This is a genomic window from Nonomuraea sp. MTCD27 (assembly GCF_041950495.1).
Lineage (GTDB): Bacteria > Actinomycetota > Actinomycetes > Streptosporangiales > Streptosporangiaceae > Nonomuraea.
This window is the reverse complement of the sequence record NZ_JBGNUW010000005.1, coordinates 356,535-370,799: the sequence shown is the minus strand read 5'-3', so window position 1 is coordinate 370,799 and position 14,265 is coordinate 356,535. Positions and strand designations below refer to the sequence as shown.

Genomic DNA, 14,265 nt, shown 5'->3' with positions numbered 1-14,265 from the left:
GGACTACTCGGCCGACTTCATCAGCTTCGCGTAGGCGAGCTGCAGCCAGTCCGAGATCGCCACCGCCGTCATGGTCGCGCCCACGAGCCGGGTGACACGGGGAGCCAGCACGAGGCCTGCGGCGTACCCGGTGGCCACCCACTGCGCCAGGCAGAACGGGCAGGCGAGCAGCTCGCCCAGCGCCCCGCGCGGCTTCTCCTGAACCTCGGAGGGGCCGCCGGGGCCTTCGTACTGCGTGAACGGCGCGCGCAGCGGGCTGGTCACGGGATCCTTGGCCAGGCGGCGCGACACCTTGTGCGTGCACGCGGCCATCAGCAGCAGGTCCATCACCCCGACGTGGTCGGGGAGCCGCCGCCCGGCCAGCAGCGCCGCGACGGTGGCCACGCCGACAGTCCCGCCGTACGCGCTGAGAATCCCGGCGTAACCGCCCAGCGGCCGGTCATGATCGCCTTTGTAGGACTGTTCGGTCTTCTCGAGGATTTCGGTCATAGGTTCAGGCGCTACCCGGAAGGCCTCGCATCCAACGTCTAGCCGACCATCGTTCGGGTAGCCCGTTCACATGAGTAGCCACGGCCACGCGGTCACCGACGCCATCCTCGACACGCTCAAGCGCGCGAGTTCGGGGCTCAAGGACGCCGGGGTCAAGTTCGCGCTGGCCGGCGGATGCGCCGCGTACGCGCGGGGGGCAGCCCCTTCGCTGCACGACGTGGACTTCGTCCTCACCGAGCACGACGTGCCCGCCGCGTTGGAGGCGCTGCGCGGGCTGGGTTTCCAGACGGCCAAGCCGCCGGAGGACTGGCTGGTCAAGGCGTACGACGAGGGGCGGCTGGTGGACCTCATCTTCCGGGTGTCCGACCTGCCCATCACCGACGAGCTGCTCGACCGGGCCGAGCCGCTGAAGGCGTCGGCGGTGATCGTCCCCGTGCTGGAGGCCACCGACCTGGTCATCTCCTGGCTGCTGCCGCTGTCGGAGCACGCCTGCGACTACGGCGCGCTGCTGGCGCAGGTGCGCGCGCTGCGGGAGCAGGTGGACTGGCCGAGGGTGGCAGCCGTGACGGCCAAGTCGCCGTACGCGACCACGTTCATCACGCTGCTGGAGAGGCTGGGCGTGCTGGACGGGCCCGTCGTGGCGTGCGGCGAGCCCAAGTGGCCCTGATCAGCTGATCAGCCGCGGCGGGTCGCGGCGGTGACCCGCTTGAGGATGCGGTCCCACTCCGTGCCGAACGGGTTGTCCTGCACGAGGTACGTCCAGGTCGCCGTCGGCCGCTTGAGATCCGGCTCCGGAGCCTCGAACGACTCCAGCGAGCGCCGCTCCACCTCGGCCAGCAGCGATTTGTACTCCGCCACCGCCTCCCGGTGGAACTCGTCGATCGGGCTCATCCGGCCCAGCGCCCGCAGGTGGATGCCCTCGCGCAGGTCGGTCAGGAACGCCAGGTGCTCGGTCCAGCAGCGGTCGATGGCGTGCAGCACGATCTGGCGGGCCGTCTCGTCCCTGGTGTCCTCCGGCATGGCCGCCCAGCGCTCGGGGTCGGCGGTCTCGAGGGCCTTGGCGGCGGCGTCGCCGTGCAGGACCTTGTCCCGCCATTCGAGGATCAGCTCGCGCTGGTGCTCCAGCAGCCGGGTGTAGCGCCACGTGTTGCGGTGGATCTCCAGGTTGACGCCCTCGGCGACGCGCTGGGCGTGGCCGACGAGGTAGGCGCCGCGCCGGTGACGGACCAGGCCGTCGGCGTCGGCGGCGGGCGGGCGCTCGTCGGGGACGAACTGGGTGATCAGATCATCCTTCATGCTGACGAAGAAGACCGAGCCGCCGGGGTCGCCCTGGCGGCCGGCGCGGCCCCGGAGCTGGTCGTCCAGGCGGCTGCTGGCGTGGCGGCCCGAGCCGATCACGTAGAGGCCGCCGAGCTCGGCCACGCCCTCGCCGAGGCGGATGTCGGTGCCGCGCCCGGCCATCTGGGTGGAGACGGTGATGGCGTCGCGCTCGCCCGCCCGGGCGATGATCGCGGCCTCTTCCGCGTCGTTCTTGGCGTTGAGCACGACCGGCTCCAGGCCGCGCCGCTGCAGCAGCTTGGCGAGGTTCTCCGACTCGGCGACGTCGAGCGTGCCGATGAGGATGGGCCGGCCGCTCTCGTGGACCGTCTGGATCTCCTCGACCAGCGCCGCGTCCTTGTCGGGGACGGTCGGGTAGACGCGGTCCGGCTCGTCGGTGCGCACGCACGGCCGGTTGGGCGGGATCACCGCGACCTTGAGCCCGTAGAACTCGCCGAGCTGCTCGCTGACGGCCACGGCCGTGCCGGTCATGCCGCAGATGTGCGGATAGCGGCGGATCAGGCCCTGGACGGTGATCGAGTCGAGGATCTCGCCCTTCTGGCTCGGCGGCAGCGCCTCCTTGGCCTCCACGGCCGCCTGGAGGCCGTTGGGCCAGCGCTGCAGCAGCGCCACCCGGCCGCGCGAGGGGTTGATGAGCTGCACCTTGCCGTCGCGCACGATGTAGTCGACGTCGCGGGCCAGCAGCGCGTGGGCGTGCAGGGCCAGGTTGAGCTCGATCAGCGCGCCGGGCTCGTGCTCGTCGTAGAGCTCGACGCCCAGGAGGTTCTCCACGCTGTCGGCGCCCTTGGGGGTGAGGTAGACGTTGCGCGCCTGCTCGTCGATCTCGTAGTGGTAGCCGCGGACCAGCTGCCTGACCAGCGCCGCCATCTCCGGCACCGCGCTGCCCGGGTCGGCGGCCCCGGCCATGACCAGCGGCACGCGGGCCTCGTCCACCAGCACCGAGTCGGCCTCGTCGATCAGCGCGACCTCGGGCGCGGGCACGATGATCTCGGCCGCGTCGGTGCGCAGGCGGTCGCGCAGCACGTCGAACCCGATCTCGCTGACCGGCCCGTAGGTCACGCTCTTCGCGTACGCCTCGCGCCGCTCCTCGGGCGAGGAGTTCTGGTCGATCCAGCCCACGCTGACGCCGAGCGCCTCGTAGAACGGGCCCATCCACTCGGCGTCGCGCCGCGCCAGGTAGTCGTTGACCGAGATGACGTGCACGCGCTTGCCCTGCAGGGCGTAGCCGGCCGCCGCCATGGCCCCGGAGAGGGTCTTGCCCTCGCCGGTGGCCATCTCGGCGACCTTGCCGTCGAGCAGGGCCAGCGTCCCCAGCAACTGCACGTCGTAGGGTCGCAGGCCCAACGTCCGGTCGGCGGCCTCGCGCGCGACGGCACAGAACTCGGCAAGGTCGCTCATGTCCGGCGCCGGCAGCTCGTCGAGCCCGCGGATGCGGTCGGCCCGGGCGTCCGCCGCCTTGACGATCTTCTGATAGGGCGTGAGCGGGACGCCTCCCGGACGATCCAGGAGGTTCCTCATTATTCCCTTGAGCGAGGCCACAGTTCCTCCAACGCACGCATCGCCGACACCGTTCCCGCTGCCAGAGGAGGGGTGCGGAGCGACGATTCGGCAAGCGTCGCCGTACCGGACCTTAACTCATCCGGCCGCCCGCGCCGTCACATCACGCCGCTTCGGCACGTGCGGCGAGTACCGCGACGGCGGCGAGCAGCAGCACGCACCCCGACCAGGCGAGCGGGGTGAGCCGCTCGCCGAACAGGACCACGCCGAGCAGCGCGGCGCCGACGGCCTCGCCGAGCGAGATGATCGACACCGTGGTGGCCCGCAGGGCGGTCAGCGCGCGGAAGAACAGCCCGTACGCCAGCGCGGTCGGCACCGCGCCCAGGTAGACCAGCAGTGCCACGGACGTCCAGGTCACCTCCGGCACCACCCCTTCGGCCAGCGCGAACGGCGCCAGGCAGGCCGCGCCGACGACGAACCCGCCGATCGCCATGGCCTGCGGGTCGCCGTCCCGGTGCCGCCGGGAGTAGAGCGTGACCCCGGCGTACCCGGCGGCCGAGGCCAGGGCGAAGGCGATGCCGGCGACGGAGGACATGCGGGCCTGCGCAACGGTCTCGGCCGTGAGCAGGACGAGCCCGGCCAGCGCGACGGCCAGCGCGACGAGGGCGACCCGGCCGAGACGCTCGCGGAGCAGGAAGCGGCTGCCCAGGGCGGTGAAGACGGGGGTGGCGCCCATCGTCACCACGGTGGCCACGGCCACGCCGGAGTGGGCGATGGCGGCGAAGTAGGCGGTCTGGTAGACGGCCATCCCGGCGCCGACGACCAGGACACGCCCGTTGAGGTGCCCGCCGAGACCTCCGGCCGCGCGGGCGCCGCCGGAGATGCGGGCAGCGGTGCGGGCAGCGGTGCGGGCCGCGGTGCGGCCGTTGGCGAGGAGCAGGAGGAAGGCGGCGCCGAGGAGGTAGCGCCACAGGGACACGCCGACGGGGCCGAGCCCGCCCGTCTCGAAGAGCAGGGATCCGGCGGCGCCGCCGGTGCCCCAGGCGGTCGCGGCCACGGACACGTAAACGGCGCCCCGCCGGGCGGAGACATGGGTCATGACAGGAGTTCTCCGGATGGAGTGGTCGGAATGGGCCCGGTGTGCGGGCAGCAACCACCCCCGGATCGGTCAGACCCGGAATCTCAGGAAAGGCCGCCCGCTAGCGGGCCGGCGGCGGGGAGCAGATGAGACGTCGCGGCATGGGCCTCACCCTATCGGGCGCCGGACCGGGGCCGCCTCACGGTTTCCGCGCGACCCCGCCCAGCAGCACCTCTTCCCAGGAGGTGAGCGGGCCGGGGATGCGCTCGTCCGGATGCCATTCGGGGAAGTGCACCACGCCCGGCTCCACCAGCACCAGCCCGTCGAAGAACCGCGCGATGGCGGCCCTGTCACGGAAGTGGCCGGTGCCCATGGTGGCCTGCAGCATCACCTCCAGCGCCTTGGCCTTGGGGTTGTCCGAGGCCAGGAAGTTGGAGGCGGCCAGGTGGCTGCCCGGCGCCAGCGCGTCCATGTAGCGCCGCATCAGCGCGTGCGGGTCCTCCTTGTCGGAGAACAGGTGCAGCAGCCCGACCGCCAGGATCGCGGTGGGCTGCGACAGGTCGATCAGGCGGCGCAGGGACGGGTGGCCGAGCACGGCGTCCACGTCGCGCGCGTCGGCGGTGATGGCGTCGGCGTACGGGTTGCCGCTGAGTATGGCCTTGGCGTGCGGCTCCACCATCGGGTCGATGTCCACGTAGACGACCCTGGAGCGGGGGTCGGCGAAGTGCGCGACCTCATGGGTGTTCTCGACCGTGGGCAGCCCGGCGCCGAGGTCGATGATCTGCCGGATGCCCGTCTCGCGGATCAGGTAGTCGACGACCCGCCCGATGAAGGCGCGGTTGCACCAGACGAGGTCGACGACTTCCGGCACCGCGGCCTTGAGCTTGCGCGCGACGGAACGGTCGGAGGCGAAGTTCTCCACGCCGCCGAGGAGGGCATCGTGCACCCGGGCCACACTCGGTCGTTCCCGATCGACCCCTGGGGGAGCCCACTCCTGCTCGGCGCTGAGACCCATCCGGCCTCCCTCTCGCAGTCCGTGCGCGGATCGTATCCAGACCTGGGGCTCCTACGCCCGACCTGGCGAGGGGTTGTCAGGAAAGTCACGTCAGCCTGTCGGGCTCCCCACCGGCGGCGCGGCGTGCGCGGGCTGCCGCTTCGACAGCAGCCGCTTGAGCCAGGGCGCGAGCGGCCGCTCCACGAACCGGTGCACCAGGTACGCCGCCCCCAGCATGACCGCGATCACCCCCACGAGCAGCACGTACTTGTTGACCATGCCCTCCAGGCGGGCGAACAGGATGAACCCGACGTGCGCGTGCAGCAGGTACAGCGGGTACGTGAGCGCCCCCGCGGTCACCAGCCACGGCCGGGCCAGCACGTTCGTGACCCGCAGCGCCACGAACGTCATGATCAGGAAGATCACCACGACCACGGCGGTGATGACCACCGGCGAGTACGTCACCGAATACCGCTCGCCGACCGCCTCGGCGTACCCGATGGCCCGGTAGACCGCGTTGCCCAGGCAGATCGGCACCAGCAGCGCGATCTGCCAGTCCAGCCCGAACCGGTAGAGCATGAACAGCGCCATCCCGGCGATGAAGTAGTGCGAGAACTCGGACTGGACGACCAGGTCCGCGATCCCGGGCAGCACTCCCACCTCGACCAGGAGCGTCAGCGCCAGCCAGCCCCACAGGCCGGCCATGATCCGGCCCCGTGTCATCCCGATCCAGGTGAAGACCAGTATGAGCAGGTAGAACCGCATCTCGGCCCACAACGTCCAGTAGACGACGTCCACGTTCTCGATGTTCGGTATGGCCTGGAACATCGTCAGATTGGCCAGCACCTGCGGCAACGACACCTGGAACAGGCCCTGCCCCAGCGCCACGGTCACCACGGCGGTGACCGCGATGCCCACCCAGTACGCGGGATAGAGCCGGACGATCCGCGACACCACGAACTGCCTGGGGGTCCTGCCCCAGGCGCTCATCAGCACCACGAAGCCACTGATCAGGAAGAACAGGTCCACGCCGAGATAGCCGTACTTGGCCCACGCGCTCTCCGTGACGAACGTCACGGTGGTCTTCCCGCCGGCCCAGCCGGAGAAGACGTAGTGGTACAGCACCACGCACAGTGCCGCCAGCAGGCGCAGCCCGTCGATCTCGTATAACCGTTCTGCCCTGGTTCGCATGGCTTGCTCCCTTCCGTAGTCAAGAGGGTGGCGGCATCAGCTTGAAGGATGGTTAAGGATCGTCAAACGCATTGTTACGGGTTTACACGAAAATCCACGGGTAGTTGATGGCTTGCCCGAGAAAAGACGGAAGAGAGAGGAAGAGCCCGATGGAGCTCTGGAACTATCGTCCTGACGTCTATGACCGCGGGCACGCCCTGGACCTCGTGGGCTACCACGTCCAGGCGACCGACGGGAAGATCGGGTCCGTCGATGAGGCGACGTACGAGGTCGGCGAGAGCTACGTGATCGTCGACACCGGTCCTTGGATCTTCGGTAAGAAGGTCATGCTCCCGGCCCAGGTGATCACGAACATCGATCCCCAGGAACGCAACGTGTTCGTGGCCCGTACCAAGGCCGAGATCAAGGACGCGCCCGAATTCGACGAGGGCACGTTCAAGGAGCCCGAGTACCGTACGCGGCTGGGGGACTATTACGGCCGCTTCCCCGGGTGACTCACGTGTCGCAAGAGGAGGGCCGCGCCGATCGGGCGCGGCCCTTCTTGCGTTCCTGACAGAAGATGGCAGGTATGCCTGGCAGGCTCGACGGCATGACAACGAAAGCGAAGCTGCTGGCCTTCACCATCGACTGCTCCGACCCCCGGGCGCTGGCCACGTTCTACTCCGAGGTCACCGGGATGGAGATCACGTACGCCGAGGACGAGTACGCCGCCATCACCGACGGCACCACGAGCATCTACTTCGGCCGCGTCGCGGAGCGCGAGCCGGTCGTGTGGCCGAGCCCCGACAAGCAGTTCCACCTCGACTTCCGGGTGCCGGACATCGAGAAGGCGGCGAAGGAGTACGTCGCGCTGGGGGCCACCAGGCCGGAGTTCCAGCCCGGCGTCACGGACGAGGGCACCCGCTGGATCGTGCTGCGGGACCCGCAGGGGCACCTGTTCTGCGTCTGCCCCGAGCAGTCGTGATCGCGGTAACCGATCGGTCCGGTACCTCAGCTCGGCATCAAGGATGCGCCACATGTCCGTGCTGGTCAGAGCGGCCTTAAGGCCATTTATCAGCCTAAAGGATGACTCTGGGGCTTCGCTGGGCTCTTAAGCTGGAGCAATGCTCCTGAAAGGATCCCTGCTCCTGCGTGGGCCGCGATGACGTGGGTCGGCATGCTCATCGCCCTGGCAGGGGCGCTGGGATACGCGTTCGGCGCCGCGCTGCAGCAGTACGAGGTGGTGGCCGAGGGCGCTTCGCTGAGCCTCGTGAAACGCCCTCGCTGGTGGGTCGGCGGCATCATCTCCTTCACCGGCGCCTGCCTGCACGCCGTGGCCCTGAGCTTCGCGCCGCTGGTCGCCGTGCAGCCGATCAGCGTCGCCACGCTCGTGTTCGCGGTGCCGCTGGCCGCGTTCATGTACGGCCGCAAGCCGTACCGCGCGGAGATCCTCGGCTCGATCGCCGTGGCGGTCGGCCTGCTCTGGCTCATGCTGCTGGTGCCCACGCACAACGTGACGCCCAGGCTGAGCGATGGCGCCGCGCTCGGGTTCGTGGCCGTGATCGCGGTGGTCACGCTGGTCACGCAGGTGCTCGCCAGCCGGGTCCACGGCGCGTCCAAGGCGCTGCTGCTCTCCGTGGGGGCGGGCGCCGTGACCGCGAGCGTGTCCACGTTCGTGCGCGTGGTGGGCGGCGGGATGGAGGGGGACTGGGGGCGGCTGCTCCACTGGTTCACCCTGGCCGTGCCCGTGCTGCTGGTCTGCGCGGTGGTGCTGCTGCAGCGCTCGTACGCGGTGGGCTACTTCGGCATCGCCTACGCCGGCGTACAGGTCATCGACCCCATCACCTCCGTGATGGCCGGGGCGATCCTGCTCGGCGAGCCGCTGCCCACCTCTCCCTCGACGGCCGTGCCGGCCCTGATGGCCGGTGCGCTGACCATCGCCGGCACGATCACGCTGGGCCGCCTGGCCCCCGATCACCACGCCAAACCGGCGACCCCCGCCCCCGCCATCGCCCCCGCTCCCGCCCCGGCGCCCGTGGCGGTGGAGCGCACGGTCACCGTCCAGGCTCCGCCGGTGGACGCCACCGCAACATCTCGTCCATCGACCGCAACATCAGATCTGGGCTGAGCCGGGCCGCGGCCGACAGGCCGAGATCGCGCAGCCGCACCGCCAGCGGGTTGCGCAGCATGGTCATCCGGCACAGCGTCATCGACCGCCGCACGATCTTCATGGTCCGCTCCCTGCGGGCGGCGCTGTAGGCGGCCAGGTCGCCGCCGGCCAGGTGCGCCAGCACGACCCCGTCCTCGATCGCCTGGCAGGCGCCCTGCCCGAGGTTCGGCGTCATCGCGTGGGCCGCGTCGCCGACCAGCGCCACCCGGCCCTGGTGGTAGGCGGGCAGCGGCTCGGCGTAGGAGTAGATGTCGTTCCGGATGATCCTGGCCGGGTCGGCCGCCGCCAGCAGCGCCGGGATGGGCTCGTGCCAGTCCCCGAACCTGCGCAGCAGCTCCGCGCGCTCGTCCGCGTACACGGTCCCGGCGGGCAGCACGTCGGTGGCGTAGACGTAGACGACGTCGCCGGCCAGCGGGTGGATGCCGAACACCGTGCCGCGGCCCCAGCTCTCCGACCGGGGGATCGCCAGGCCGCCGCGCGGGACGAGGGCGCGCCACGCCGTCACCCCCGAGTACGCGGGCCCGGGATGCTCCGGGAACAACGCGCGCCGGGTGGCCGAATGGATGCCGTCGGCCGCCACGACCAGGTCGGCGTCCAGATCACCGGCCGCCGTGCGGACCACGCCCTTCTCGGCGTCCACCCCGGACACGGCCGTGTCCAGGCGCAGGCGGTCCCGGCCGAGGGCGTCCATGAGCACCTCCATGAGCGTGGCCCGCAGCATGACCACCACCGAGTCGCCGTACCTGTCGCCCGCCGCTGCCTCCGTGGTGTGCGTGAGCCAGCTCCCGTTCGACCGGCGCAACCCGAAGGGCCCCTCCGCCGTGGCGAGCCCGCGGATCCGGTCGCCCAGGTCGAGGGAGTCGAGGGCCTTCAGCGCGTTGGCGGCGATCGCCAGCCCCGAGCCGACGGGCTCGATCTGCGGCACGCGCTCCAGCACGGTGACGTCCCACCCCTTGCGGCGCAGCGCCACCCCGGCGGTCAGCCCGCCGACACCCCCGCCGATCACCACAGCCCTGGCCATGGCCGCCTCCCCTTCAACTACGTCTGTAGTGCCACCCTACTACGCCTGTAGTGAGGTCTCACTACCGCTGTAGTATCAGGCTCCGTGAAGCGCGCTGACCTGGTCGCCGACACGGCCATCACCCTGCTGGCCGAGCGCGGCATGCGCGGCCTGACCCACCGGGCCGTGGACGAGGCCGCCGACCTGCCGCCCGGCTCCACCTCCAACCTGGCCCGCACCCGGGCGGCGCTGCTGGAGCTGACCCTGTCACGGCTCACCGACCTGGAGATGCGCGCCCTGTCCGGTGCGTACGGGGGGCCGTACGACCTGGCGGCCCTGCCCGCGCGCATGGCGGAGGCGCTGCACACCCAGCTCTCCGACCGCCGCCGCACCCTGGCCCGCTACGAGCTGGCCCTGGAGGCGACCCGCCGGCCCGAGCTGCGCGAGATCTACGACCAGGCCGGACGGCGCTTCCGCGACCCGGCCGTCGCCATCCTGACGGCCCTCGGCTCCCCGGACCCGGTCCGGCACGCGCGCAACCTGGTGGCGTTCGGCGAGGGACTGATGTTCGACGCCATCGCCGGCGCCGGCACCGTCCCCACCCTCCAGGACCTCAAGGACGCCCTGAACGAACTCCTGACCGGCATGCTCGGCGGCCCCGCGCGACAAGGGGACCCACCAGCAGGATCGTCGCCCGTCGCGACCTGAAGCTCGGCCACCGCGTCCATGACCTTCCGCATCCTGAGCGGCGACCCTGGGCCACGGCAGCGCATCTCGCCCTCCGGGACTTGTCCCGAGCCGGTCAGAGCGTCACGGGACCGTACCGCCCGGACAACACGGCGGTCAGGCCCGGCCGGGAGGCCTCGTCGAGGTCGAGCCGTACGTCCACGGCCGCCAGGTCCCGCCGCACCGCCCCGGGGTCGGGGTGCGCGCCGCGCAGCGACACCAGCTCGACCGCCGGCAGCCCGCTCTCCGCCGGGTGCCGCGTGGCGCCCCAGTCGATCAGGAACGGCACCAGCCCCTCGTGGCCGGCCCGCTGCGGCGGGGTGAGCCGCCAGCTCAGCAGGTCGCCGGAGGCCGTGCGCCGCGACATGTCCGCCGGGTCGCCGGGGTCGTAGCCTCGCTCCCGCGCGCGGGCGGTCACCGCGTCGATGCCCGTCACCGCCACCGCCCAGTTCACCAGCGCCGGCGCCGCCAGCGAGTCGATCCGGAACCACCGGGGCCCGGCCGGCGCCTCCTGCTCGGGATCGGGCCCGACGATCTCCAGATAGCTCCGGCCGCCCAGCGCGAGCAGGTGGTTACGGGTGCCCAGGCCCAGGTGGCGCCCGCCCACGGCGGCTCGCACGCCCAGCAGCCGCTCCAGGTCGGCCACGGTCTGCCGCAGATCGGGGGTGGCATAGACGAGATGGTCCACAGTCATGCCGTGCATTGTGCCGGGCGCGTCAGCACGCCTCGCGATAGGGCACCTCCGGCAGGTGCTCGCGCCACTCCTCCGGCGAGAGCGGCCCGTAGTGCTCGCACACCCACGCGCCCGGGTCGGCGGGAGCGGCCGGCCGCGCCAGGTCGATGGTGAGGACCGTGCCCCGTCCGGCCAGCACGCGCAGCCACCGGCCGTCCCCGGACAGCGCCGCCTGCGCCGGCCGGTCGGCGGACGCCGGGACCTGCCGGTCGGCCAGCAGCGTCCCCTCCGCCAGCCGCCAGACCCGCACGCGGTCGCTGTCGGTGCTGACCAGCAGCCGCCCGTCCGGGCTGAAGCGCAGGTGGCCGGGGGAGGGGCGCAGCCTGGTGTAGCGGGCCGGGACGCCGTCGAGGCCGTAGACCTGGATGCCGGTCTCCTCGGCGATGGCCACCCGCTCCCCGTCGGGCGCGAACGTCGTGTACTCCCACGGCATCCGGTCCAGCCAGGGCGCGGGCGACGACCGGCCGGCCCGCCTGATCTCCGACCGTTTCCCGTCGAACACCAGCGCCACCCGGTCGCCCGGGCCGACCACGGCGTACTCGCCCACGTACGCGGCCCGCCCCGCCCGCAGGTCCCAGGCCCACCGCTCGCCCGACTGCCGGGCGGCCGCGAACAGCAGGCCGCCGCCCGGGCTGAACCACGCCGACTGCTCCCCGGGCGCGCCGAGTCCCCGGCCGAAGGGGCGGCCCAGGGTACGGGTGCGCAGGTCGTACAGGTAGGACCGGTCGACCCCGACCAGTGCCAGCGTGCGTCCGTCGGGTGACCAGGCCATCGCGCGCACGCTCTGCACCGGCCCCGCCGTGGTGGTGAGCGTCCGGCCCGACGCGAGGTCGTACAGGCGCAGCGTGCCCTCCTCCAGGGCGGCGAGCACGGACCCGTCGTCGGTGACGGCGTGCAGCGTGCGCGGCCCCGCGTGCGGGTCGGCGAACACCCCCACCGCCGCGTCCTGGACCGCCAGCGCCCGCCGGGTCTCGGGGATCGGCGCCAGCCGCCACGCGGCCAGGCTCAGCTTGCGCGCGGTCACCGGGTCGGCCGGTCGCAGCACCTCCGCCCGGGACGCCGCCACCCTGGCCATCGCCTCGTCCAGCCGCCCGTCGGCGACGCCGCGCTGCCACAGCGCGAGCAGCGCGGCCACCATCGCCACCGACAGCAGCCCCGCCATGGCGGTACGCCGCCGGCGCGCCCGCCGCCGCACCGTGGCGATCCCCGCGTCGAGGAACCGCTGCTCGCCCGCGTTCAACGTCACCCGCCGCCGCCCGCCGGCCGCCCACGCCAGCGCCCGGTCCAGCGGCTCCCCCCGGAAGAGCCGCCCCTCCGGCCGTCCGCCCGCCTCCCACCGCCGCGCCGCCGCCACCAGCTCCCGGTGCACGGCCAGCCCTTCGCGCTCGCCGTCCAGCCACTCGTGCAGCCGCGGCCAGGCCCGCAACAACGCCGCGTGCGCGATGGCGGGTGCGGCCCGGTCGCTCAGGAGCCCCGCCTCCCGGTACGCCGCCAGCACCCCGTCGATCGCGGCCACCACGTCGGCGCCCCGCCCGGCGACCAGCTCGTCCCTGGAGGCGCTCACGACGGTGTCGGCGCCGTCGGAGTCGAGGCCCACCAGCCGCAGGAACACCTCCGGCACCACGTCCTGCTCCGCCGGGCTGAGCTTCAGGTAGACGGCCTCGGCGCGGGCTCCGAGCGGCGGGTCGTCGACGGGTTCGGGGGGAAGCAGCCGGCCCTGCTGGGACTGGGGCGCGTCGAGCAGGGACATCAGGAGCTGGCGGGCGTTCGGGCGGCGGTCGGGATCGCGGTCGAGGGCGGCGGCCACGAGCCCGCGTAACGGGCGGTCCAGCCGCTCGCCGCCGCCTAATCGTTCGTCGTCGCCGTAGGCGGCGAAGACCAGCAGCCGCCCCCAGGCGTGTACGTCGTCCGGCGGCCCGCCACCCCCGCCCGCCAGCCCCAGCCCGACCAGCCGGGGCCCCTCGGACCCCAGGACGACCTTGTCCGGCGTGAGCGCCCCGTGCGCCGCGCCCGCCTCGTGCACCGCCGCCAGCGCGGTGGCGGTGGCGGCGGCCAGCCGGTAGAGGTCGTCGCCGGTGTACGGGCCGTGCCGGTCCACGACCTGGCGCAGGGTCGGGCCCTCGATGTACTCGCTGACCAGGTAGGGAGGGTCGCCGTCCAGGCACGCCTCGGTCAGCTTGGCGACCGACAGCGAGCGGACGTGCCCGGCGGCCGCGGCAGAGGCGGCGAGCCGGGCCCTGGCCCCGTCGTCCAGCAGGCACGGCACGCCCAGCGCGTGGCGGGTGCCGGACTCGTCGTACGCCTCGCGCACGACGACCTGCCCGCCGCCGTCGAGCCGGGCGCCGAGCCAGTAGCCCCCCAGCCGATCAGTCATGCGGGATGAGACTCCGCCCTTCTAGGAAAGGTTCGAGCGGCCCCCCAACCGGCTACGGTGCTCCGGCCACTCCTCTTCGAGGATGCCGAAATAGACGGTGTCGCGCCAGGTGCCGTCCGGCCTCTTGCGGTGGCGGCGCAGCGTGCCCTCGTGCAGGCCGCCGATGCGCTTGATGGCGTTCTGCGACCTGAGGTTGAGATTGTCCGTCTTGAGCAGCACCCGGTTGTAGCCGAGCGAGAAGGCGTGGTCGATGAGCAGCAGCTTGCAGCTCGTGTTCACGGCTGTGCGCCAGACCGCCCGGCCGTACCAGGTCCAGCCGATCTCCACGCTGGCCTCGAAGCCGGGCACGTCGGCGTACGTGGTCCAGCCGACCGCCCGCCCGCTGTCCTTCAGCACCACCGCGAACGGCACGTGCACGGAGTCGTCGATCAGCCCTCGGGCGACCTTCCCCAGCTCCTGCTCCGAACGCGGGGCGGCGCTGGGCAGCCAGCGCCAGACGTCCTCGTCCCCGCCGCCGGCGGCGAACAGGTCGGGCACGTGGTCCATGGTGAGCGGCTCGAGCCGGACGACGTCGTTCTCGAGCACCACGGGAAAGGGCAGCTTCGCGGTCATGGCGGCAACCCTATGAGGCCACTCGGGTCACGTTCATGGCCACCTGCACCCTTTTACGGGGAACCACCTGTCTTTACGGGGAAC

14 protein-coding genes are annotated in these 14,265 nt (G+C 72.3%); 5 read left to right on the top strand and 9 right to left on the bottom strand.

Going from position 1 to position 14,265, the window contains the following annotated elements; all coding sequences use genetic code 11:
• Window positions 1–3: 3 nt before the first annotated feature.
• Window positions 4–489 carry a DUF1360 domain-containing protein gene (locus ACBJ59_RS17565; protein WP_375111281.1) on the bottom strand — a complete coding sequence of 162 codons (486 nt, stop codon included), beginning with the start codon at window positions 487–489 and terminating at the stop codon, window positions 4–6.
• 70 nt (window positions 490–559) lie between these two features.
• Here ACBJ59_RS17565 and ACBJ59_RS17560 point away from each other — a divergent pair, with 70 nt between their 5' ends.
• Window positions 560–1,156 (top strand): nucleotidyltransferase, encoded by a 597-nt coding sequence (locus ACBJ59_RS17560; protein WP_364115303.1) that lies wholly within the window; start codon window positions 560–562, stop codon window positions 1,154–1,156.
• A gap of 8 nt (window positions 1,157–1,164) precedes the next feature.
• Here ACBJ59_RS17560 and secA2 read toward each other — a convergent pair whose 3' ends face one another.
• The 4 genes from secA2 to ACBJ59_RS17540 form a co-directional block, all read right to left on the bottom strand.
• Complete coding sequence (gene secA2, locus ACBJ59_RS17555; protein ID WP_375111280.1) at window positions 1,165–3,345, bottom strand: accessory Sec system translocase SecA2; 2,181 nt, start codon at window positions 3,343–3,345, stop codon at window positions 1,165–1,167.
• Between the two features lie 142 nt (window positions 3,346–3,487).
• Window positions 3,488–4,423, bottom strand: coding sequence for a DMT family transporter (locus ACBJ59_RS17550; RefSeq protein ID WP_375111279.1), 936 nt, complete (start codon window positions 4,421–4,423; stop codon window positions 3,488–3,490).
• Between the two features lie 178 nt (window positions 4,424–4,601).
• Complete coding sequence (locus ACBJ59_RS17545) at window positions 4,602–5,417, bottom strand: SAM-dependent methyltransferase (RefSeq protein WP_375111278.1); 816 nt, start codon at window positions 5,415–5,417, stop codon at window positions 4,602–4,604.
• A 90-nt stretch (window positions 5,418–5,507) separates the two neighbouring features.
• Entirely contained in the window at window positions 5,508–6,587 is a 1,080-nt protein-coding gene (locus ACBJ59_RS17540; RefSeq protein WP_375111277.1) for an acyltransferase family protein, read from the bottom strand.
• A 149-nt stretch (window positions 6,588–6,736) separates the two neighbouring features.
• Here ACBJ59_RS17540 and ACBJ59_RS17535 point away from each other — a divergent pair, with 149 nt between their 5' ends.
• From ACBJ59_RS17535 to ACBJ59_RS17525, 3 genes are all read left to right on the top strand, one after another.
• Window positions 6,737–7,081 carry a PRC-barrel domain containing protein gene (locus tag ACBJ59_RS17535; RefSeq protein ID WP_364115313.1) on the top strand — a complete coding sequence of 115 codons (345 nt, stop codon included), beginning with the start codon at window positions 6,737–6,739 and terminating at the stop codon, window positions 7,079–7,081.
• Window positions 7,082–7,176: 95 nt separating this feature from the next.
• Window positions 7,177–7,551 carry a VOC family protein gene (locus ACBJ59_RS17530; RefSeq protein WP_375111276.1) on the top strand — a complete coding sequence of 125 codons (375 nt, stop codon included), beginning with the start codon at window positions 7,177–7,179 and terminating at the stop codon, window positions 7,549–7,551.
• 177 nt (window positions 7,552–7,728) lie between these two features.
• Complete coding sequence (locus ACBJ59_RS17525) at window positions 7,729–8,694, top strand: DMT family transporter (protein ID WP_375111275.1); 966 nt, start codon at window positions 7,729–7,731, stop codon at window positions 8,692–8,694.
• Here ACBJ59_RS17525 and ACBJ59_RS17520 read toward each other — a convergent pair.
• Complete coding sequence (locus tag ACBJ59_RS17520) at window positions 8,621–9,757, bottom strand: FAD-dependent monooxygenase (protein ID WP_375111274.1); 1,137 nt, start codon at window positions 9,755–9,757, stop codon at window positions 8,621–8,623. The two genes, ACBJ59_RS17525 and ACBJ59_RS17520, sit on opposite strands and share 74 nt — an antisense overlap.
• Before the next feature lie 84 nt (window positions 9,758–9,841).
• Here ACBJ59_RS17520 and ACBJ59_RS17515 point away from each other — a divergent pair, with 84 nt between their 5' ends.
• A complete protein-coding gene (locus tag ACBJ59_RS17515; protein WP_375111273.1) occupies window positions 9,842–10,444 on the top strand; it encodes a TetR/AcrR family transcriptional regulator in 603 nt (200 codons plus the stop codon).
• Between the two features lie 94 nt (window positions 10,445–10,538).
• On the opposite strand, the gene ACBJ59_RS17510 is transcribed toward ACBJ59_RS17515, so the two are convergent.
• From ACBJ59_RS17510 to ACBJ59_RS17500, 3 genes are read right to left on the bottom strand one after another with little or no spacing between them, the layout of a single operon-like run.
• On the bottom strand, window positions 10,539–11,156 hold the full coding sequence (locus tag ACBJ59_RS17510; protein WP_375111272.1) for a VOC family protein: 618 nt from the start codon (window positions 11,154–11,156) through the stop codon (window positions 10,539–10,541).
• Window positions 11,157–11,178: 22 nt separating this feature from the next.
• Entirely contained in the window at window positions 11,179–13,569 is a 2,391-nt protein-coding gene (locus ACBJ59_RS17505) for a hypothetical protein (protein ID WP_375111271.1), read from the bottom strand.
• Between the two features lie 21 nt (window positions 13,570–13,590).
• Complete coding sequence (locus tag ACBJ59_RS17500; protein WP_375111270.1) at window positions 13,591–14,181, bottom strand: GNAT family N-acetyltransferase; 591 nt, start codon at window positions 14,179–14,181, stop codon at window positions 13,591–13,593.
• Window positions 14,182–14,265 lie beyond the last annotated feature (84 nt).